This window comes from Amycolatopsis sp. NPDC059657, assembly GCF_042734395.1.
Classification (GTDB): domain Bacteria; phylum Actinomycetota; class Actinomycetes; order Mycobacteriales; family Pseudonocardiaceae; genus Amycolatopsis.
Genome location: NZ_JBHWEB010000064.1, coordinates 15,777 through 34,943 on the forward strand (window position 1 = coordinate 15,777; position 19,167 = coordinate 34,943).

The 19,167-nt window shown below is 66.0% G+C and carries 18 protein-coding genes; 6 read left to right on the forward strand and 12 right to left on the reverse strand.

Annotated features, from left to right (window positions below; genetic code table 11):
* Window positions 1-63 precede the first annotated feature (63 nt).
* Together ACFV15_RS29570 and ACFV15_RS29575 are read left to right on the forward strand one after the other, a co-directional pair.
* Window positions 64-480 (forward strand): CBS domain-containing protein, encoded by a 417-nt coding sequence (locus tag ACFV15_RS29570; RefSeq protein WP_378354239.1) that lies wholly within the window; start codon window positions 64-66, stop codon window positions 478-480.
* A 179-nt stretch (window positions 481-659) separates the two neighbouring features.
* Window positions 660-1,175, forward strand: coding sequence for a restriction endonuclease (locus tag ACFV15_RS29575; protein WP_378354241.1), 516 nt, complete (start codon window positions 660-662; stop codon window positions 1,173-1,175).
* Window positions 1,176-1,241: 66 nt separating this feature from the next.
* On the opposite strand, the gene ACFV15_RS29580 is transcribed toward ACFV15_RS29575, so the two are convergent.
* On the reverse strand, window positions 1,242-1,583 hold the full coding sequence (locus ACFV15_RS29580; RefSeq protein ID WP_378354243.1) for a MerR family transcriptional regulator: 342 nt from the start codon (window positions 1,581-1,583) through the stop codon (window positions 1,242-1,244).
* A gap of 816 nt (window positions 1,584-2,399) precedes the next feature.
* Here ACFV15_RS29580 and ACFV15_RS29585 point away from each other — a divergent pair.
* Together ACFV15_RS29585 and ACFV15_RS29590 are read left to right on the forward strand one after the other, a co-directional pair.
* Entirely contained in the window at window positions 2,400-2,855 is a 456-nt protein-coding gene (locus ACFV15_RS29585) for an ATP-binding protein (RefSeq protein WP_378354245.1), read from the forward strand.
* A gap of 184 nt (window positions 2,856-3,039) precedes the next feature.
* A complete protein-coding gene (locus ACFV15_RS29590) occupies window positions 3,040-3,216 on the forward strand; it encodes a hypothetical protein (RefSeq protein ID WP_378354247.1) in 177 nt (58 codons plus the stop codon).
* A 77-nt stretch (window positions 3,217-3,293) separates the two neighbouring features.
* Here ACFV15_RS29590 and ACFV15_RS29595 read toward each other — a convergent pair whose 3' ends face one another.
* Both ACFV15_RS29595 and ACFV15_RS29600 read right to left on the reverse strand, forming a co-directional pair.
* Complete coding sequence (locus ACFV15_RS29595) at window positions 3,294-3,626, reverse strand: hypothetical protein (RefSeq protein WP_378354249.1); 333 nt, start codon at window positions 3,624-3,626, stop codon at window positions 3,294-3,296.
* A gap of 232 nt (window positions 3,627-3,858) precedes the next feature.
* Complete coding sequence (locus tag ACFV15_RS29600) at window positions 3,859-5,418, reverse strand: alpha/beta fold hydrolase (protein WP_378354251.1); 1,560 nt, start codon at window positions 5,416-5,418, stop codon at window positions 3,859-3,861.
* 404 nt (window positions 5,419-5,822) lie between these two features.
* Here ACFV15_RS29600 and ACFV15_RS29605 point away from each other — a divergent pair, with 404 nt between their 5' ends.
* Window positions 5,823-9,125 (forward strand): NACHT domain-containing protein, encoded by a 3,303-nt coding sequence (locus ACFV15_RS29605; RefSeq protein WP_378354253.1) that lies wholly within the window; start codon window positions 5,823-5,825, stop codon window positions 9,123-9,125.
* On the opposite strand, the gene ACFV15_RS29610 is transcribed toward ACFV15_RS29605, so the two are convergent.
* A complete protein-coding gene (locus tag ACFV15_RS29610; RefSeq protein ID WP_378354255.1) occupies window positions 9,122-9,409 on the reverse strand; it encodes a hypothetical protein in 288 nt (95 codons plus the stop codon). The two genes, ACFV15_RS29605 and ACFV15_RS29610, sit on opposite strands and share 4 nt — an antisense overlap.
* 446 nt (window positions 9,410-9,855) lie before the next feature.
* Between ACFV15_RS29610 and ACFV15_RS29615 the strand changes: the two genes are divergently transcribed.
* The gene (locus tag ACFV15_RS29615) at window positions 9,856-10,755 is read left to right on the forward strand and encodes a manganese catalase family protein (protein WP_378354257.1); all 900 of its coding nucleotides are present in this window, start codon (window positions 9,856-9,858) and stop codon (window positions 10,753-10,755) included.
* 106 nt (window positions 10,756-10,861) lie between these two features.
* On the opposite strand, the gene ACFV15_RS29620 is transcribed toward ACFV15_RS29615, so the two are convergent.
* The 8 genes from ACFV15_RS29620 to ACFV15_RS29655 form a co-directional block, all read right to left on the reverse strand.
* Complete coding sequence (locus ACFV15_RS29620; RefSeq protein WP_378354259.1) at window positions 10,862-11,158, reverse strand: hypothetical protein; 297 nt, start codon at window positions 11,156-11,158, stop codon at window positions 10,862-10,864.
* Window positions 11,159-11,247: 89 nt separating this feature from the next.
* Window positions 11,248-11,718, reverse strand: coding sequence for a hypothetical protein (locus ACFV15_RS29625; RefSeq protein WP_378354261.1), 471 nt, complete (start codon window positions 11,716-11,718; stop codon window positions 11,248-11,250).
* Between the two features lie 58 nt (window positions 11,719-11,776).
* The gene (locus tag ACFV15_RS29630) at window positions 11,777-12,823 is read right to left on the reverse strand and encodes an FG-GAP-like repeat-containing protein (RefSeq protein ID WP_378354263.1); all 1,047 of its coding nucleotides are present in this window, start codon (window positions 12,821-12,823) and stop codon (window positions 11,777-11,779) included.
* A gap of 246 nt (window positions 12,824-13,069) precedes the next feature.
* Window positions 13,070-13,750: a hypothetical protein gene (locus tag ACFV15_RS29635; protein ID WP_378354265.1), complete on the reverse strand. Its 681-nt coding sequence runs from the start codon at window positions 13,748-13,750 to the stop codon at window positions 13,070-13,072.
* Window positions 13,751-13,784: 34 nt separating this feature from the next.
* A complete protein-coding gene (locus tag ACFV15_RS29640) occupies window positions 13,785-15,353 on the reverse strand; it encodes a family 20 glycosylhydrolase (protein ID WP_378354267.1) in 1,569 nt (522 codons plus the stop codon).
* A 13-nt stretch (window positions 15,354-15,366) separates the two neighbouring features.
* The gene (locus ACFV15_RS29645; RefSeq protein WP_378354269.1) at window positions 15,367-16,764 is read right to left on the reverse strand and encodes a mannitol dehydrogenase family protein; all 1,398 of its coding nucleotides are present in this window, start codon (window positions 16,762-16,764) and stop codon (window positions 15,367-15,369) included.
* On the reverse strand, window positions 16,754-17,968 hold the full coding sequence (manD, locus tag ACFV15_RS29650) for a D-mannonate dehydratase ManD (RefSeq protein WP_378354271.1): 1,215 nt from the start codon (window positions 17,966-17,968) through the stop codon (window positions 16,754-16,756). Before manD ends, ACFV15_RS29645 begins: the two co-directional genes overlap by 11 nt.
* Complete coding sequence (locus ACFV15_RS29655) at window positions 17,965-19,128, reverse strand: N-acetylglucosamine-6-phosphate deacetylase (protein WP_378354273.1); 1,164 nt, start codon at window positions 19,126-19,128, stop codon at window positions 17,965-17,967. Before ACFV15_RS29655 ends, manD begins: the two co-directional genes overlap by 4 nt.
* Window positions 19,129-19,167: the final 39 nt, after the last annotated feature.

Here is a 19,167-nt window from a genome sequence, read left to right on the forward strand (position 1 = left end):
CCGATTCGTTTCGGCGCCCCGCGTGCGGGTAATCGGCGGATACAGCGAGAAAGGAGCCTGACGATGACTACCGCACGGGAGATCATGACCTCGGACGTGACCTGTGTGAACGCATCCGACACGGTGCTGGATGCGGCGAAACTGATGGCGCAGAAGGATATCGGCGCCCTGCCTATCTGTGGTGAGGATGGCAGGTTGAAGGGCATGCTCACCGACCGCGATGTCGTGGTGAAGGTGCTCGCGCAGGGGAAGGACCCTCGCGCGCTGCACGCGAGTGAGCTTGCGCAGGGCGAGGCGGTCACGATCGGCGCCGATGACGACGCGAGCGAGATCTTGCGGACCATGACCGAGTACAAGGTGCGGCGGTTGCCCGTGATCGACGGGCACAAGCTGGTCGGCGTGGTGGCGCAGGCCGACGTGGCGCGGGCGCTGCCGAACCCGGACGCCGGCGAGCTCGTCGAGGCGCTGTCCTACGACTGATGTCGGCATAGCGCGCAGGCGAAGATATCTTCACGACGCTCGTCGCCGAAGTCGCTTCACCGAGCCGATCAGGTCTCCTGATCGGCTCGGTGCACTTCTCAAGCTGTGGGCCCGGCTTGGCTGAGGCACGTCGATCCGGCCCTCGTGACTCCTTGAGCTGGTGAGTGGGGTGGTGCGCTGTGAACTCCGCTTGGCAAGTCCGCGCCGGACAGCACGGTGAACGGGATCAGGAGGCCCTTCGCGAAGGCCTCGTCATCCTCGGGTGGGAACGGGTGCCGAACCTTGACGACTACGGCAGCCGAGCCGAGCTGGGTCTGGATCTCAGGTACCGGTATGCCGAAATGTCACACTCGACGGTCGCGAACTGGACAGGACAACTGTGGCGGTTCTCGCGTGAGATCGTCGTCGGCGATCTGGTGGTCATGCCGATCAAAACCCTGGGTGGCCTGTACGCGATCGGCGACATCACGGGTAACTACGGATACCGCACGGAAGCGGCGCCCGGCTTCCGGCACGTGCGTGCGGTCCGCTGGTCGCGGACCGACGTCCACCGCGAGGAAATCGGGCCCGACCTGCTCAGCAGCCTGAGCGCACAGCTCACCGTGTGCCGGCTGGCACGCCATCGGGCACTTGATCGTCTTCGCGCGCTGTCGCGAGGGCAGCCCGTCACGTACACGAAACCGACCTTCGAGTAACAGTGGTCTCCATCGACCTGGTGTCGGTGTGCCGCACGAGAGTGTCGTCGGCACACCGTCCCGAGGTCAGTCGGAGGACTTCTGGAGGTTGTTGTTCAGCTGCTGGGCCTCGTGGAGCTGGTCTTCGAGGGAGATGATGCGGCAGGCGGCGTCCACGGCGGTGCCCTGGTCCACCAGTTCCCGTACGCGTGCCGCGATGCGCAGCTGGTGCCGGCTGTAGCGGCGGTGTCCGCCGGTGGAGCGCTGCGGCTCGATGAGCTTCGCCTCGTCGAGGCTGCGCAGGAACCCTTGCGTGGTGCCGAGCATCGCCGCGGCCCGGCCCATCGTGTACGCGGGGTAGTGCTCGTCGTCGAACTTGTCGGGCCCGTCGGAACCGGGCTCGGCGGTCGTGCCTTGGTCAGGAATCATTCCACCTCCACATCACAAGGGACCCCGGGTGCCACTTCGGCACCCGGGGTCCCAGGATTGGGTTTCACCATTGTCAACCGGCCGTGAGGCCGGCTTTCCGTACCCGCGTCGACTGTCTGAGTGACGTGTCGAGCGGGGATCGCTGAGTCGTAACCGAGAACCACCTTCCAATCCGATGGGACTGCGGTACCCGCGCGGTGCTGTCAGCCCGCGGCGGGCGATCCAATGATGTGCCCTTTCCCTTCTTTCCTGTGTTTTTCTCTTACCTTGTGCCTGCGCGATCGTCACCGGCCGGAACCCCTTACCAAGATCGGTCCCAGCACGCCTGACGTCGCCGGCCGCCGCGGCGGAACCCCTTCACTGACTGGCTCCGCCACGCCCGGCCGTCTTCATTGCCTACTGCGAACTACTTGCACCACATCGATCACTTCCACGGATGCGCGAACTCCACCCGCGTCTTGCCACTTCCTCGACGGGACCGTCACTACCTTCTTCACAACCCGGTCCCGGGTACTGCACCGGTCACCAGCCGAAACCTGTCCGTTGATCGGCTCCGTCCTGCCTGACCGTCTTGTCTCACCTCGCGGGTAGTTACGTCATCTCCCGCGCCTGTTTGACGTTGTCTCTCTCGTACAAGGAGAACACTACACACGCCCAGCGGCGAATGTCTACCCCCGCCAGAACAGATTTACTCCGTCACCCGAAGAGGTGACCGCTGGGTCGCCTGTGGCTCTTCAGGTCGATGCCGCCGCGGCCGGGGTAGCGTGGGGAGTCTTCGGCAGCGAGGCCACGAGCCCGGGAAGGGGCCGATCCGAGATGTCGGAATCCGAGGAGGGACAGGTACCGCCACGACTATGGGCGATGGATCTGCGCGGCACGGCCGTCCCGCCGTTGGTACAGGTCCGGCGCTGGGCGTCACGCACGTTGGGCGAGCTCAGTGACGAGCACCTCGGCGATGTGCTGCTCGTCGCGACCGAGTTGATCACGAACGCCTACGACCATGGAAACGGATCGGGCGAAGTTCGGATGAGCTACACCCCGAGGCCCTGCCACGTGCGCATCGAGGTCGACGACAACAGCGCCGCACACCCGGTTCTCCTCTCGGCGAGCACGTCACCTCGCGGTCGGGGCGTGTTCATCGTCAACAACCTCGCGCGAACCTGGGGCGTGCTCGACCATCCGGCCGCCACGAGCAAAACAGTGTGGGCCGACATTTGCTGCGAAGGCGCCGGTCGCAGCCGCTGTGTTCCGGCAGCCGCACAGCCGAACTGAGGCACGCACGCCGGTGGCGGATTAGCGAGCCGCGCGCCATGACAGACCCGAGCAGTCCGGTGTGGACAGTCGGCCGCCACTCGGCCAGCGTAAAGCGAAGCGCCCGTCGGCGCCGTGTTCGCACTGGTGAGAACCCCATCTTCAGCTGATCCCGGGGTCGAGGGCGCCAGATGCGTGTATTCGTATGTTTGCCGTCAACGAGATCGGGAATCTTGACGCCATGGTTGATGCGGGAATCAGCGAAATGTCAGGTCATGCTGGGCGTATCGCCGCCTTGCGCCGGGTCTTGCTCGCGTTCGGGGTCGGCGGCGCTTTGGGCTGTCTGGCCTGGATGGCGTTCTGGCTGGCTATGCACCTTTGACGGCGGTCTCCCCGGCGAGTAGGCCACTGAGGACCACAGCAGTGGTCGATCTGGCTAGGGCTTCTTGATGCCCGATCTCATCCGGCGGGGCGCGCCAGCAGGTCGATGACGTCCTCAGCGCGTTGCCGCTGGGTGAAACGCTGTCGCTGCCGGTCGGCGCCGCCGCCGTCTTCGGCGAGCCGGGCCAGCCGCTCTTCGGCGAATTCGAGGTCGTCCGCGGCTTGGAGAAAAGACTTTGTCAGCCTGATCAGATCGGCGAGTACCTGCTGAACCGGTGTCAGTTGCCCGGTTTCCGGGTGTACACAGCGGCCGGTGACACCCTCGCGGGAGGCTCGCCACAGGTGCGTGCGCAGTATTTCGTTGGGAAGGTCCGCGGGTGGTGCGGACCGGCGGAGGGCCAGCGGCTCCATTGCTGGTGGCGCCAGCTGCTGTAGCCGGTGTCGTAGCCCGAGTTCGCGGCCGCGGCGGCGAGCCCGCGCGCACGGGCGGCGACGCTGGCCGCGGCCGCCGCGCTGGCGCGCACCGCCGCCGACCTGCTGACCCGTCCCGAGCTTGTCAGCCGTGCTTGGGACTGTTTCGCGGAGCAGGCGAAAGCCGAGCGCTGAGCGGTGTTCCGTCCCGGCAGGCGGTCGCGAGTCAGGCTCAGTTGTTCGCGTCCTGAATCGCGGTGCCGTCGGTGGGGACGGCGGCGGGCGGGTTGCTCGTCGCGCAGTTCGGGTTGCCCTGGGGCAGGGTGCCGTCGATCAGGTAGTTGTTGACCAGGTCGTCGACGCAGGTGTTCGGCCGCGCGGTGCTGGTGTCACTGACGTCGGTGTTGCCGTACACGGAGTGGACGCCTTCGTTGGTCACCGTGATCAGCGGTTCCTTCAATGCGGTGGCCATGCTCCTGGCCGAGGCCAGCGCCGTCTGCGTGTCCCCGTCCGCGTTGAGGACGAGTCCGGCCGGATACTGCCGCGCCCCGATGGTCACGGCCGCTTGGCCCTGGCGTGGGTAGAACGCGCAGTTGGTCGGTGCCACCGACAAGACCGTCTCACCGTAGGGGAAGGAATCGCGCCATTTGCGCATGAGCGGGTGGTAGCCGGTCGGGATGTCCGTGGAGGTCTTCCAGTCGCAGGTCACGGCGGCGAACACACCGTTCTCGTAATCCTCAGGTTGGTCGGCCTCTTTCTGGATCTTCTCGCCGGTCGCTTTGTTGGCCGCGACGATTTTCGGGTCGGCAGGGCCGCCCTTCAGCTGCGCGGTGACCGCCTTGAGGTTCTTGGCGAAGTCCGCCCACTGGGGCCGGTAACGGGTGAACCGGCCCACGGAGGAGTCGAAGATGTCGCGGTTGATGATGCCCGCGAATCCTGGGTTGTTCGCGACGTGCGCGGAAATCGCGTCGACCGAGGCGCGTACGTCTTTGGGCGTGCCGCCGAGCCCGAAGGCCTTGTTGCGATCGGCGACCCACTTGGCCCACTGGGTGAAGTTGAACTCGACCGAACGGGCCCCGTCGTCGAACTGCTCGTACCAGGTCTTCGCCGGGTCGATCGAGGAGTCGAGCACACTGCGGTCCAGCTTGCCGGGGAACAGCTGGCCGTACACGGCGCCGAGCCACGTGCCGTAGGAAACCCCGAGGTAGTTGATCTTGTCCTCACCCAGCTCGGCGCGAATCTTGTCCATGTCCCGCGCGGTGTTGGGCGTGGTGACGAACGCGCGGAACTTTCCGCCGCCGTCCGCGCACGCCTTCTCCTGGGCACGCGCCACCTCGGTGAACAGGCCCAGCTCGTCTTCGGTCGGCCTGCTCAGCAGCCGGATGGAACCGTAGGAATCGGTGGGTTTGCAGCTCAGGGGCGTGGATGCCCCGGTGCCACGTGGGTCGATGCCGATGATGTCGTACACCTTCGCGATCGGCTGGCTCGCGTATTCCTTGGGGAGCCCGCGGCCGTCGCCGCCAGGCCCGCCGGGGTTGGTGAACAGCACGCCCCGGCGCCGCGCCGGGGCGGTCGCCTTGTGCCTGCTGATCGCGATCGTGACGGTGCCCGCATCGGGAGCGTTGTAGTCCATCGGAACCTTGACGGTGGCGCACTCGAGGCCGCTGAGATGGTCATCCTGGCAAGGCGTCCACACCACCTCGGCAGCGTTGGCCACCGCCGGCGCCGCCACACAGGCCGCCATGCCGAGTGTGGCGACCGCGACGGCCGACGTGATCCTTCTGCGGTGCATCTGTGTTCGCCCCTCGTTCCGTACCGGCCGCCGGGTGACTGCCCTCCCCAGTCGATCTAACGGGGTTGACCACTCCGCGCGCTATCGAGGAGCGCCAAGATCAACAGAAAGGGTAGGACACAACGGAAAGAGGGCTACCTCATGTATCCGCCGGGCTGGCAGGCGTCCTTGGATGGCGCAGCCGACTCCTCGGCTGAGTCAATCGCCGATGACAGCGCGTATCGGCGTCACGTGCGTTCGTCGCTTCATCGATCTTGCCCGGAGCCAAAGCGATTCCGGGCCTGCCCCGAGGTGACGACCTTGACGTGCCACCACGGGCCGGCGGATCCGCGTAACGGATTTGATGCGTTCTGCGACCCTGGTACCGGGTGTGTCGGCGGTCATGGGAACGGAGTCTTACCGGAGTGTCGATCGCGGCGGGATTACTGAAGGTCGCTGGTTCCATCGCCACCGCATGCGGGAAGTTGTGGCTAGCCGAGCGCACGAAGCAGCTCGCCAGAGGGCTCAGCCTTGCTGAACTCGCTCGAGCGCGAGGTTTGGGGGTGCTCCCTCAACAGCGCCTCGAGAAACAAGTGGCGCAGCTGGCCGAGACGATCGCGGCGAAACTGTCCGACTATGTGGCGGCCGAGTTCCCGCGGCTGCCGGGCAATGAGCAGGCCGCCGCGCTCGACGCGGTGGCGAAAACACTGGAGATCGCGGATCTCGGTGACGCGGCGATCCTTCGCGCGAACGTGAGTTTGAGCGGACTCGAAGAGGTGCTCGCCGAACCCGTACGTACGGTACTGGCGGGGTCCCACCTCGGCCCGGAGACGACTCGATACTTCGAGCTGGTGCTGTGGGAATCAGTGGCCTACTTCGCTGAAATCATCATCACGCTGCCCGGCTTTCAGGGGCGCGCGTTGCGCGAGCTCCTGATACGTGACTCCGCGATCATCGAGAGCCTGCGGGAAATCCTTGACCGTATGCCTCAGCGGTCGGCCGACCGGAACCGGCAGAAATCGGATTTGGAGATTGCGTACGCCCGCGAAGTTGCACGCAAACTCGATCTCGTCGAGCTGTTCGGTGTGACCTCGATCAGCCCGAAGAGGCGGCTGCCGTTGAGTGTCGCCTATGTGGGGTTGACGGTTCTGGCCGGCCATGGTCGCGAGGAGACGTTGTTCGCTCGAGCGGGTGCCGATGTCGCGAGATCCGCGGATGAGCGTGGTGTCGAAATCGTGTTGGCGCAGAACCCGAGACTGCTGGTGCGTGGCGAGGCGGGCTCGGGGAAGACAACCTTGCTTCGTTGGCTCGCTGTCAACGCCGCTCAGTGCAGGTTCGACGCCCCACTGCAGCGTTGGAACGACTTGGTGCCGTTTTTCATTCAGCTACGGCGCTACAGCGACAAGCCGCTGCCCGGCCCGGAGGAACTCAACGCGGGCGTTGGCTGGCAGGTTCTGGCGGACAAGCCGCCTGGGTGGATTTCCTCGATCCTGCGAGATGATCGGGCTTTGGTTCTCGTGGACGGTTTGGACGAGCTGCCCGAGCACAGGCGCATGGATGTTCACGGCTGGATCGAAGATCTTGTCGCGACCTATCCCGGATGCCGCTACGTGCTCACCTCGCGCTCGCCGGCTGTCAGCGACGACTGGCTGGCGAACGTCGGATTTCGCCACGCTGAAATGCAAGCGATGAGCCCAGGGCACGTCAACCTGTTCATCAGGCACTGGCACGAGGCCGCAGGACAGGACGAGTCCGATGAGGAGCGGCTTGACCTGGAAATACTGCGCGGGCGGCTGGTGGCGTCGATCGACGCGAGCTTGGCGCTGAAAAACCTGGCGACGAGCCCGTTGTTGTGCGCGCTTCTGTGTGCTCTGAACCGGGACCTGCGGAGCAAACTCCCGACCCGGCGGATCGAGATCTATCAGACCGCGTTGGAAATGCTACTCACCAAACGCGACTCCGGAAGGGACGTGGTAGACAAACTGGCGAACGAATTGTCTGTCGGCGACAAACTGCAGATCCTCGCCGATCTCGCCCACTGGTACACCGAAACGGGACTGGCCACGGCTGATCGCGCGCGGGTCCTGTATCAGATCCAGCTCAGCCTCAGGAACTTCAGCGGGCGCCACCTGGAACCGGATGACGTCTACCGACATCTCCTGCTGCGCACCGGCGTGCTGCGCGAGCCGGTGGTGGGCAGAGTGGACTTTCTGCACAAGACTTTCCAAGAGTTCCTGTGTGCTCGCAAAATAATCGAAAGCGACCTTGCTGAAAAGCTTATTTCGAGAATCCGACACAAGCAGTCTGACGAGATCATCGTCATGGCACTGGGGCAAGCAAGACCCAAAGAACAGAACCGAATCTTCGAAAAGCTCCTCGACAAAGTCGCCGATGCCAAGACCGAAAGCGAACGCAAACAACTCAGGATGCTGGTGGTGCGCTGCCTGGAGACAGCGAACCGGCTTGAGCCCGAACTCTATGAAGAGGCTCTGGAAGAGATTCGTGAAATCCTTCCTCCTCGCACACTTGACGAGGCGAGATCACTGGCGATGAGCGGTGCCGACGCGCTCCGGTACCTCTCGGTGTCAGGCCTGCGCGCCGATGAGGCCGTAGCGAGCATTCGGACCGCGGCGTTGGTCGGCGGTCCGGAGGCACTGGAACTCATCACAGGGATCGCGAAGGAGTACTCGTTCGATTCGATCGGTGACGAGCTGGTAAGCGTATGGCCGTTCTTTGACCCAATCGAGTTCGCCAAACGCGCCTTCAAGGAGGCGGCCACCAGCGCCGTGACCTTGGTTGTGAACGACATGACCGTGCTACCGGGTGTCGAGATATCACCGTTCGCCACAGTGGTGTGTGAATTCGACAAAACCGCGAAGCCCAGCGACCTCTTGGCCGCGGCGAAACTGCCAACGCTGAGCGGGGTGCGACTGACCGGGTGCCCGGCCGTCACGAGCTTGACGTGGTTGCGTGACTGCGTGGGACCCGTGTCGACTGTGGCAGTGACGCAATGCGAGAACCTACGCGACATCAAGGTGCTCTCGACCCTGCCGAGCCTGACCCGTCTGACACTCGTGGACATCGCCCCAGCCACCGACTTCTCCGCTTTAGCCCGGCTGAGGGGCCTCGAAGAGCTCGAGATCGGACCTATCGATCAGGTGACCACCTTCCATTTGACCGCCGGCCTGCCCGCCTTGACGGCGTTACGACTGCGCAGCTGCGTCGATCTGAACTCGGTGGGCGACCTCGGCGAGCATCGGCACCTGCGCCAGCTCGTACTGGACGACTGCCATTCTGTGGCGAGCATTGGTGACCTTTCCGGGCTGCCGGCCCTCGAAACTCTCACACTCACGGAGTCTCCCCAGCTTCGCGACCTCAGCGAAGCTCGCGGTGTTCACGGCATACGGTCCCTGACCATCCAATGGTGCGACTCGCTTGACTCGATGCGAGGAATCGCGGAGTTCCGCGGTCTCGAGGAGTTGTCCCTGGTCGGGTTGCGCAGTTGCGCCGACCTGACCGAGCTGGTCGAACTCAAAGAGCTGCGCCGTTTCCGCCTGCGTGACTGCCGGCGCGTCCGCGATCTGTCATTGCTGGACAGGCTTCCGCGTCTGCGGGTGCTCGATACCGTCGGCTCCGGCGTGCAGCCCTCCCGGGGATTCCTCGCGAAGAACCCCCGTCTCCGAGTCGTGGACAATTCCAGCGGAGGTAGCCAGGCCGACGACTGCTAGAGGCGCAGCACAAGGACCAGGGCCAAGGTCAGTACGACGCAGGTCATCGCCAGCCACCAGTAGTTTTGCATGGGCGCGTCATAGAGTGTGTGTTTGGTGCCGCGCCGGTTCAGCCCGCGTCCGATCATTCTGATCAGGATCGCGCTGAGTACGAATCCGGCCACCCGGCCGATGTCGGTGACCAGCTGCTTCCCGTCGAACAGGCCCTGGACGACAACGTCGACGATGAGGCCGAGCACGAGGAGCGGCCCCAGCAGGCAGTCCGACCCTGACCATTTGACCACCGCGACCGGATGGCGCCGTCCTCTACGTCGACAAACTCGGACCGGCGGACGTCGGCGTCCGGGCGCTGGAAGACTGCTCGGCGCGCGCCATGGTCGTGGCGAAGAAGGCAAGCGCGCGAACGGGATACCGGTTTCCGGTCCGGGTGCCGGCCGGCGGCTCACTCGTTCCGGACGCGGACGGAAGAGTGCTCATCAACACGCCATCGACGGGCACACGATCGTTCAGCGGGTCGAGCACGCGGGTGCGGCCTATCCGGTGGTGAGCGACCCCAGCGTGCGGCTGTGCACCACGGCGGTCATCATTTCGAGCGCCTGCTTCAAGTTCAGCACAGCGGCCTGAGACCGCTGATCGTTTCCGCCGATCGCCAAAACGCGATCTTTCTGTTTCCACTCTGGTTGCCGGGGAAACCAGTTCCTTCCCGGGCCTTAAACCAAAGGAGAAATGGATGTTCCGCCATACGGATCACTTGCAGTTCCAGGCAAAGCCGGAGAAACCGGATCCCGTGTACGCGCGCAAGCTGCAGGAGCTCATCGGTGGCGCCTACGGCGAGATGACGGTGACCATGCAGTATCTGTTCCAGGGCTGGAATTGCCGGATGCCTGGAAAGTACAAGGACATGATCATGGACGTGGCGACCGAAGAGATCGGGCACGTCGAAATGATCGCGACGATGGTCGCCCGGTTGCTCGAGGGTGCTCCGGCGACGGAATCGACTCGTGCGGCACTCGCCGACCCGGTGACGGCGGCGGTGCTCGGCGGGATGGATCCGCAGCACGCGATAGTCGGCGGGGGAGGGGCGCTGCTCGCGGACTCCAACGGCGTGCCGTGGAACGGCCGCTACATCATCGCCAGCGGCAACCTGCTCGCCGATTTCCGCGCCAACGTCGCCGCCGAAGCCCAAGGCAGAGTCCAGACCGCGCGGCTGTACAACATGACCGACGACCCCGGCGTCCGTGACATGCTGCGGTTCAACCTCGCCCGCGACACTTATCACCAGAACCTGTGGCTCGCCGCCATCGAGGAACTGCAGGCGGACGGGTTGGCCGGTGTCGTGGCGCCGGACGCGCTGTTCGACGAAGAACACGCCGCGCACGCGACCCAACTGTGGAGCCTTTCCGATGGCAATGCCTCGGCCGAGGGCCGGTGGGCGAGCGGGACAGCTCCGGACGGGCAGCACACCATGGATTTCCTGGCCGACCCAGCACCGCTCGGGGGTCCCGGTACCCCGCCGCCGCCTGACCCGCTGTTGTACGCCACCTACGACGGCAAGCTCGGGGAACCGCGGAAACCTGAACTGGGCACCGAGACCGGGGTCATCGGCAAGATCAAGAAAGCCATCGATTAGCTAGCGAGCGCGGTGGCAGGCGAGGCCTGGTCTTCCTCGCTGGCGGCGATTTCGTCATCTGTCGACAGATGACGAAATCGCCGTATCTCGAACTGCGACCGCAGTGCTAACAGGGGCGCACGGAGAGGGCGAGAATGTCTACCCAGCCCGCTTCCTGGTCGTTGTCGCCGGTCAGCCAGTACCCTTTTTCCTGCACGTGAACGGTGACCCATTTACCGGCCGCCAACGGCCGGAGCGGGTATTGGGTGCTCGGCGTGCGGTACATCGTGGTGTCGTACTTGACCACGGCCGAACAGCCTTGCACGGTGGCGGGGGCCGCATCCGACGCGGACGCGGGAGCCGACCCGAGGCCTGCCAGTGCGAACACCGCGGAAGCCACCACGCCACACATTACCTTGCTCATGTTGTTCCTTCCCGGCCCGACGCGGGCTGATCCCACGTCAGGGTTCTTTGTGTCCCAAGTGGACGATGGGGCAGCGGCGGAGCGGACGACTAGAAGCGGACGAAAGACAGGGGGATCAGCCCTCCGTTGTAGCAGGCTCCGACGTGGCCCCACTGGCCGACGGTGAACCAGTGCGTCATCTGGACACCGGTGATCCAGCGGCGCGGGTAGAACGTCGCCCGCGAGTTCGGGTTGATACCGGTCAGTGGCAAGCCGAAGGAGCCGCCCTGATCCTGGGAGGAGTACTGCCCGAAGTGCAGCGAGAAATTCGTCTCGTTGATGACGTCGATTCGGTCAACGTAGAGATTCGACCCGGTGAAATTGCCCCATACCTGGGTTCGCATGGACCATTCGGCGACGTCGCCCAGCTCGTCGCACGAGTCACCCCATGGCGCGATGATCGAAGAAGCGATCCCCTGGTAGAAGTAGTTTCCACCGCCTCGCTGGGCGAGCGCGGGCTGAGTGGTGGCGGCGATCGCCGCGATGAACACCATCAGCACCGAAAGCGTGCGTCGAATCACGCGACCGCGCGCACCCTTGAATCGTTCGACCATACCGTGCGCCTTTCTGGTGAGTAGATCACATGGTTCGCTGGCCAGTGTGGTGACCGGCAAACTGCGCGGCAAGGGTTTTCAGGCGGGTGTGAAATCCCTTGATCCTGTCGTGCGGCATTGCGACGCTGAGGGTTCGGCCGCGCTGACCTCGGCTACCTGGACACCCGGGCCGACGCCGCTCGGCGACTCGGGGGTTTCGCCGCCCAGGACTCATATAAGGAGAGGTGGCGGGCAAGACGCCCGCCGCCCCGCGCAGAACCCTACGACTGGAAGAGATCCATGCCGTTCCAGCCGCTGCCGAGCGGACGGCGGTGCCGAGGCCGGTACCTGTGCTCGGGTAGAGATTCAAGGTGCCGTCGGCGGTGCGGCCGACCAGGTCCGCATGGCCGTCGTGGTTGAAGTCGCCCGCGACGAGTGCGGTTTGGCCACCCCAGCCGGAGGCGAGCTTGCGGGGTGCCGCGAACGTGCTTCCGTTGCCTGCGTAGAAGTACAGGTCGCCGGAGTCGTTTTGGATGCCGATGATGTCGTCGTGGCCGCTGGTGGTGAACGCGCCGGTGACAATCGAACGCTGGGCGTTCCAGCCGGTGCCGAGTTTGCGCGGTGCCGCGAACGTGCCGCCGCTTCCCGCGTAGACGTTCAGCTCGCCCAATACGTTGACGCCGAGGAGGTCCGCTTGGCCGTCGCCGGTGAACTCGCCCGTCATGACGGTGGTCGTGCCGCCCCAGCCAGAGCCGATTTTCCTTGGTGACGCGAGCCTTCCGTCGGCGAAACCGTCGTACAGGCAGAGGTTTCCGTCGGAGGCATTGCGGGCGACGATGTCGTCCCAGCCGTTGCCCGTCACGTCGCGGGTGAAACCACCATCGAGGCCTGCGAGCCTGCGGAGGTCGGTCAGTGAGCCGTTGAACCAGTTGCGGTCAGCGCGGGTGGGGATGCCGGGCACGGTCGCGCTCGCCGTGTGCTGCCAGAACGTCCAGGTGCTCCAACCCGTGGGTACGGGTGCCGAACTCGAGACGTAGTCGGCGATCCACAGATAGGTGGACGGAGCGAAGGGCAGCTCGCGCGCGGCGAACACTGCGGCTACGAAAGCCGAAGCGCAGGCCACGGGTAAGGCGATGGCCCAGTAACGCGAGGTCGAGCACATCATCCGCAACCAGGATGGCTCGATCGGCGAGCGCAACAGCTACGGCAACGACCCGCGCAACGTTCCTGGCTGATCAACACAGTCAGCGCCGCGCGGCCGGCACTCCGGCCGTGTCGGCTGGACGGATGGGCGCCGCTTCCGCGTGGTGGAGTGTTGCGGAAGCGGCGCTCCCTTGTTCTAGGAGATCTCGACCGAGCCGACCGTCTGGGTGAACGTGGTATTCAGTGGCGAGCTACCGGTCACCAGGCGCGGGCCGACGACGAGGTCCATGGCGTCGGTGGGGATGACGCTGGTGTCGGTGATCGTCTGGAGCAGCTTGCCGTCGAAGTAGAGCTTGACGTACGACGAGGTGTACTCGAGCGTCGCCGTGTGGTATTTGCCGTCGTAGAGGTTGACGCCGGTGTCCACCTTGAGCGAAACGTACTTACCACGTTTCGCGCTTTCGAAGCGCAGCTGCGAGTTGGTGAAGCTTTGGCTGGTCGTGTAGCCGAAGTTGACCTCGTTGAACTGGCTTCCGTCGGCGGCGGGGCCGTCGCTCCAGAACGCGGTTCCCCACCACACGGCTTGCGTCGGCCTGGCGCTGAGCGCGAACCGGGTGACGACCTTGGCGGAGGTGAAACGCTTCGTCTTGTACCTGATCTTCGACCACGAGCCCGCGGTGTTCGGCGCGGCGCCGGGCTTGAGGTTGAACCTGGCCACGCCGTCGGCGACCGCGGGGCAGCTGTACTCGCAGGCCCACACGCCCGTGTTCAACGAGTCGAACTCGTCGACGAACGTGGCGGCCGATGCCGGCGGGGTCAGCCCGGCCACCAGTACGGCCGTGGCCGCGCACAGTGTCCGCCATCTCGTGAAACCCATTGCATCTCCTTTGATGTGAAGGGCAGGCCGCGGGTCAGGAACCCGCTGCCCAGGGAATTTGCGGCGACTTGTGGTAGTCGATGCCGAGCAGTTTCCACAATGGACCTTGCTTGCCGAGTCGTTCGGCGAACGCGGTCCAGTCGTGGGTGCGCTGCGGGGACCACCCGATTTCCGCGATCGACACCAGCCGAGGGAAGATCATGTACTCGATGTCGGCGCTGGTCTTGATCGTCGAAGTCCACAGTGGAGCTTCGACACCGAGCACTGCCGACTCGCCGACGCCGGTGAGATACGCGCCGGGATTCCAGTCGTAGGACTTCTTGACCTCGGTGTAGCCTGCCCAGTCCTGTCCGAGGACGGTGTCCTTGTCGTACTTCATGTTGAGGTACGTGTGCGGCGCCGGTGACATCACGACCGTCGTGCCGTTCTTGACCGCGGCCGCCACGTCGCTGTCGCTGGTGGTGGTGAACCAGAACTGCGCGATCGTGGCCGGGGCGAGCGTGGCTTTGGCGACCTCGTGCCAGCCGATCACGGACTTGCCGTGCGCGGCGGCGATCTGCTGGACGCGGCCGATGAAGGCGTTGTAGTCGGCCGGTTTCGTCGCCATCGTCTCGTCGCCGCCGATGTGCAGGTACTGGCCGGGCGTCAGCGCGGCCAGCTGGCCGATGACGGCGTCGAGGAACTGGTACGTGATCTCCTTGCCGGTGCACAGCGAGCTGAACCCGACCTCGACGCCGGTGTAGAGCGGCGGCGCCTTGCCGTCGCAGTTCAGCTCGGCGTACGAGGCGAGCGCCGCGTTGGTGTGACCTGGCATGTCGACCTCGGGGACCACCGTGATGAAACGCGACTGGGCGTAGGCGACGATGTCGGCGTAGTCGGCCTGCGTGTAGTAACCACCGGGCCCGCCGCCGACCGAGGTGCTGCCGCCGTAGGTGGCCAGCCGCTCCCAGCCGTTGATCATCAGCCGCCAGCCCTGGTCGTCGGTCAGGTGCAAGTGGACGGTGTTGAGCTTGTACCGCGCGACCTGGTCGATGTACCGCTTCACCTGCTCGACGGTGAAGAACCGCCGCGCGACGTCGAGCATCGCGCCCCGATAGGGGAACCGGGGACTGTCGACGATCCGGCCACCGGAGAGCGTCCACGGTCCGGCGGCCACCGTGGCACCCTGCGCCGCGGGCGGGAGCAACTGCAGGATCGTCTGCACACCGGCGAAAAGCCCGGCGGGTTTGCGCGCCCGCACGGTGACCCCGGAAGCCGAGATGTCGAGCTGGTACCCCTCATCGCCCACACTCGAAGGCGCACCCGACAGCAGCAGCGAGATCGGCTCGCGGTGCCACGACGGCGTGTGCACCGGGACCCGGTAGCCCGTGGAACGGCGCAGGATCGTCGCGAGATAGTCGCCGACGGCCTGCGAGTCGGTGGCGATGGCGGCATTCGCCCGGAGGGTGTATTTGACGCTCTTCGACTGGCTCGCGGCCGCCGGTGCGGGCACGACAGCGCTGAATGGCACCGAGCTGGCCGCGGCGGAAGCCGTGGCCGGGAGCAGACCGGCGAGCACGACGGCGGCCAAGACGGCGGCCAGTGAACGTCTGCGTGGTGACATGGAGAATCCTTTCTCAGGTGAGAAGTTCGTCGATGACCGCGGCCGCGCCATGGCGGGCGATCTTGTCCGTCTGGTCGCCCAGCGTCAGCAGGAACCGCTTGTCGCTGGCCAATTCGGTGTCGTGGCCGCACAGGAGCGTGACGGCTTTGTCGAGGTCGATCGGCATCGACCTCAGCTGGTCGGCGACGGGGTCGGTCACCCGAAGTGGCCGCCCGCTGCCGGACACACCGGTGGCGGCGAAGACGAGCCACGCCGCGACGACCGTGATGGCGTGCACCGGGATTCTCCCGGCGGCCAGGCGTTCGCTGATCGTGTCGAGGATCCGCAGCGGGATCTTGCGCGAGCCATCCCGGGAGACCTGTTCGGTCGTATGCCGCAATGCCGGGTTGGCGAACCGGGCGAGCGTGGTTTCGAAGTAGCGGCCCGCTTCGATGCCCGGCCCGTACTTCGCCTCCAGCGCGGGGATGATGTCGGTGGCCGCGAAGGTGCGGGCGAAACCCTCGAGCCGGGGATCGGCGACGGCTTCGGCGATGGTCTCGTGGTCGCAGAGCGTGCCCAGATACGCCAGCGCCGAGTGGACGCCGTTGAGCAGCCGGAGTTTCCGTTGTTCGTACGGCTCGACATCGCCGACGAAGATGGCGCCCGCTTTGTCCCAGCTCGGCCTGCCCGCCGGGAATTCGTCGGTGAGGACCCAGAGTTTGTCCGGCTCGGTGATCACCGCCGCCCGGTCGGTGACACCGAGCCGGTCCGCGATCGCGCTCAGGTCGCCCGCGGTGGCCGTGGGTGTGATCCGGTCGACGACCGAAGCCGGGAACGACACCGAAGTGGCCAGATAGTCCGAAAAAGCTCGGTACCGTCCTGGATCGAGCCCTCGAGCGAGTGCGTCGAGTGCGCGCGGCAGCACGAGGTCGGCGTTGCGGAGGTTGTCGCAGGCGACGATCGCGAGCGGCTCCGCGTGGCCGTCGAGGCGGGCGAGCAGGCCCGAGACCAGCTGACCGAGCGCCGCCTGCTCGGCGTAGCCCTGTTCGGTGATCGTCAGCGTCACGACCCGGGTGCTCGGCGCGGCGATGGCGTCGTCGAATGCTGCCGGCTGCCTGGCCAGTGCCAGAGCCTGGCTGATCGAGCCGATCACGCGTGTCCGTTCGTGGCGGCCGTCGAGTTCGGTGACGCTGAAGTAGCAGTCCTGCGCCGCCAGGTGGTCCGCGGTGATGGTCGACCGGGGACTGACCGCGAGGATCTGCCACCCGTCGCCGGCGTCCTCGGTGTAGACGGCCTGATGGGCGCGATGGAAGGCACCGGGTCCTATATGGACGATTCCGGGCGGCGCGGCGCCGCGCCGGGACGGTTGCCGGATCGTCGCAGGCAGATGGGGGAGTACGCCTGCCGACAACACGGTCGGCTCACCAGTCATGGATCGTTCCGTCGCGAAGGCGGTTGACAGGCAGGGACTTCGGCTCGTAGGCGTACCGGGCGGCGGCCTCCTCGTCGATCTCGACGCCGAGTCCTGGCCGGTCTCCCGGTTTCATGTACCCGTCTTCGAACCGGTAGGCGGTCTTGAAAACCTCCTCGGCCGGGCTGAGGTGGCCCATGTACTCCTGGATGCCGAAGTTCGGCACGGCCAGGTCGAGTTGCAGCGCGGCTGCGAAGGACACCGGCGAGAGGTCACCGGCGCCGTGTGATCCGGTGCGGACCCCGTACAGGGCGGCGAGGTCGAAGATCTTGCGCAGGTGGGTGATCCCGCCGGTGTGCGAGACCGAGCAGCGGATGTAGTCGACGAGCCGGTTCGAGATCAGGTGCCGGCAGTCCCAAATGGAGTTGAACACCTCGCCGACGGCCAGCGGCGTGACCGTGTGCGCCCGGATCAGTTCGAAGGCGGTCTGGTCCTCTGCCGGGGTGGCGTCCTCGATCCAGAACATGTCGAACGGTTCGAGCGACTTGCCCAGCCTCGCGGCTTCACGAGGGGTGAGCCGGTGGTGGACGTCGTGCAGCAGGTGGAAGTCGTAGCCGTGCTCGGCGCGGACGGCCGCCATCAGCTCGGGGGCGAACCGCAGATACGCGGCGGAATCCCAGACGTTCTCGGTGGGGTACCTGGCGTCCGCGGGTTCGTAGGTGTGCCCGGTGCCGTCGTGGTGGATGCCGTAGGTGCTGTCCAGGCCAGGAACAGACGCCTGCACCCGGATCGCGCGGTAACCCGCTTCGAGGTAGCGGCCGACGTCGGCGAGCACGTCGTCGATCGTCTGCCCGTTGGCGTGCCCGTAGACGAGCACGCCGTCGCGGACCGCACCGCCGAGCAGTTCGTGGACCGGACGCCCGGTGGCCTTGCCGAGGATGTCCCACAGCGCGCAGTCGACACCGGCGATCGCCGTCATCGTGACCGGGCCGCGCCGCCAATACGCGCCTTTGTAGAGGTATTCCCAGATGTCGGTGATCCGCGACGCGTCCTTGCCGATCAGCTGTGGACAGACGTGGTCGCGCAAGTACGACACGACCGCCAGTTCACGGCCGTTCAGTGTGGCGTCGCCGAGCCCGGTGACGCCGGTGTCGGTGGTGAGCTTCAGCGTGACGTAGTTCCGGCCGGGGCTGGTGACGATGACTTCCGCGCTGTCGATTCTCATGGAGCGAGTCCCTTGGTGGTCGAAGTGGCGGTCAGCACGCGGTCGAGTCGCAGTGTGCGGTCACCGGGCTGCCACCGGAACCGGATCAGGTCCGCCGCCGCGCCCGGCCTGAGCACGCCACGTGGAGGTCCTGTCCGGACGAAGCGGGCGGGATTCACGGTGGCCAGTGCGAGCGAGTCCGCCAATGCGATCTCCGCCATCGCCACCGCGCCGGCCACCCCGTCGGCGAGGCCGAGCGCGGCGCCGGCGAGGAACGGGGTACCGAACCGGGCCAGCCTGCCGTCGGCGCCGAGTTCGACCTGCCCGCCGACCGGCGTGTCGTACACCCCTGGCGCCAGCCCGGCCAGCGCGACCGCGTCGGAGACCAGGAACGCCCGGTCGAGCCCTTTCGCGCGCAGCATCGCGGTGAAGACGGCGGGGTCCAGGTGATGCCCGTCGGCGATGAAACCCGCTGTCAGGCGGACTTCGGCCAGCTGGGACCAGAGGTAGTTCGGATGACGCGGCAGCATCGCGTGCGCGCCGTTGCCCAGATGGGTGGAGACACTCGCGCCTGCCATGACCGCGGCTTCGATTTCGGCGTGCTCACAATGGGTGTGGCCGATCGCGACATGGACGCCGTGCTCCCGGAGCGCCGCGATGTACCCGGTGCTGCCCGGGTAGTGCGGTGAAAGCGTCACCATGCCGACGAGTCCGTCGCAGGCTCGTTGCCACCGCAGGAACTCCGCCACCGACGGTGGCCTCACCCACTCGCGGTCGTGTGCCCCGCGCGGACCCTCTTCCGCCGAGATGTGCGGACCTTCCACGTGTACATGGGAAATCGCGTGCCGTACCGCCGGATCGACCGCCCTCGCCCTGGCGATCACCGCCAGCGCGGCGGTGATCCGGTGCTCAGGTGCGGTGATGATGGTCGGCGCGAACGTCGTGACACCTTCGTCCGCGAGCGCGCCCGTCAACCCCACGATCGTTTCGACGTCGACGTCGGCCGCGTTGACGTCGTACCCCGCGTACCCGTTGACCTGCAGGTCGATCAGTCCCGGCGCGAGCCAGCAGGTGTCGTCGGCGTCCGGGATGTCGTCGACGGCATCGATGACACCGTCGCTGACCCTCACGCGGACAGTGCGCCCGGATTCGGGGTCCAGTCCAGTGATTTCTGTGCTCATGAATCGCATCCTTCGCGGGATACCGCTTCGTCATCGCGG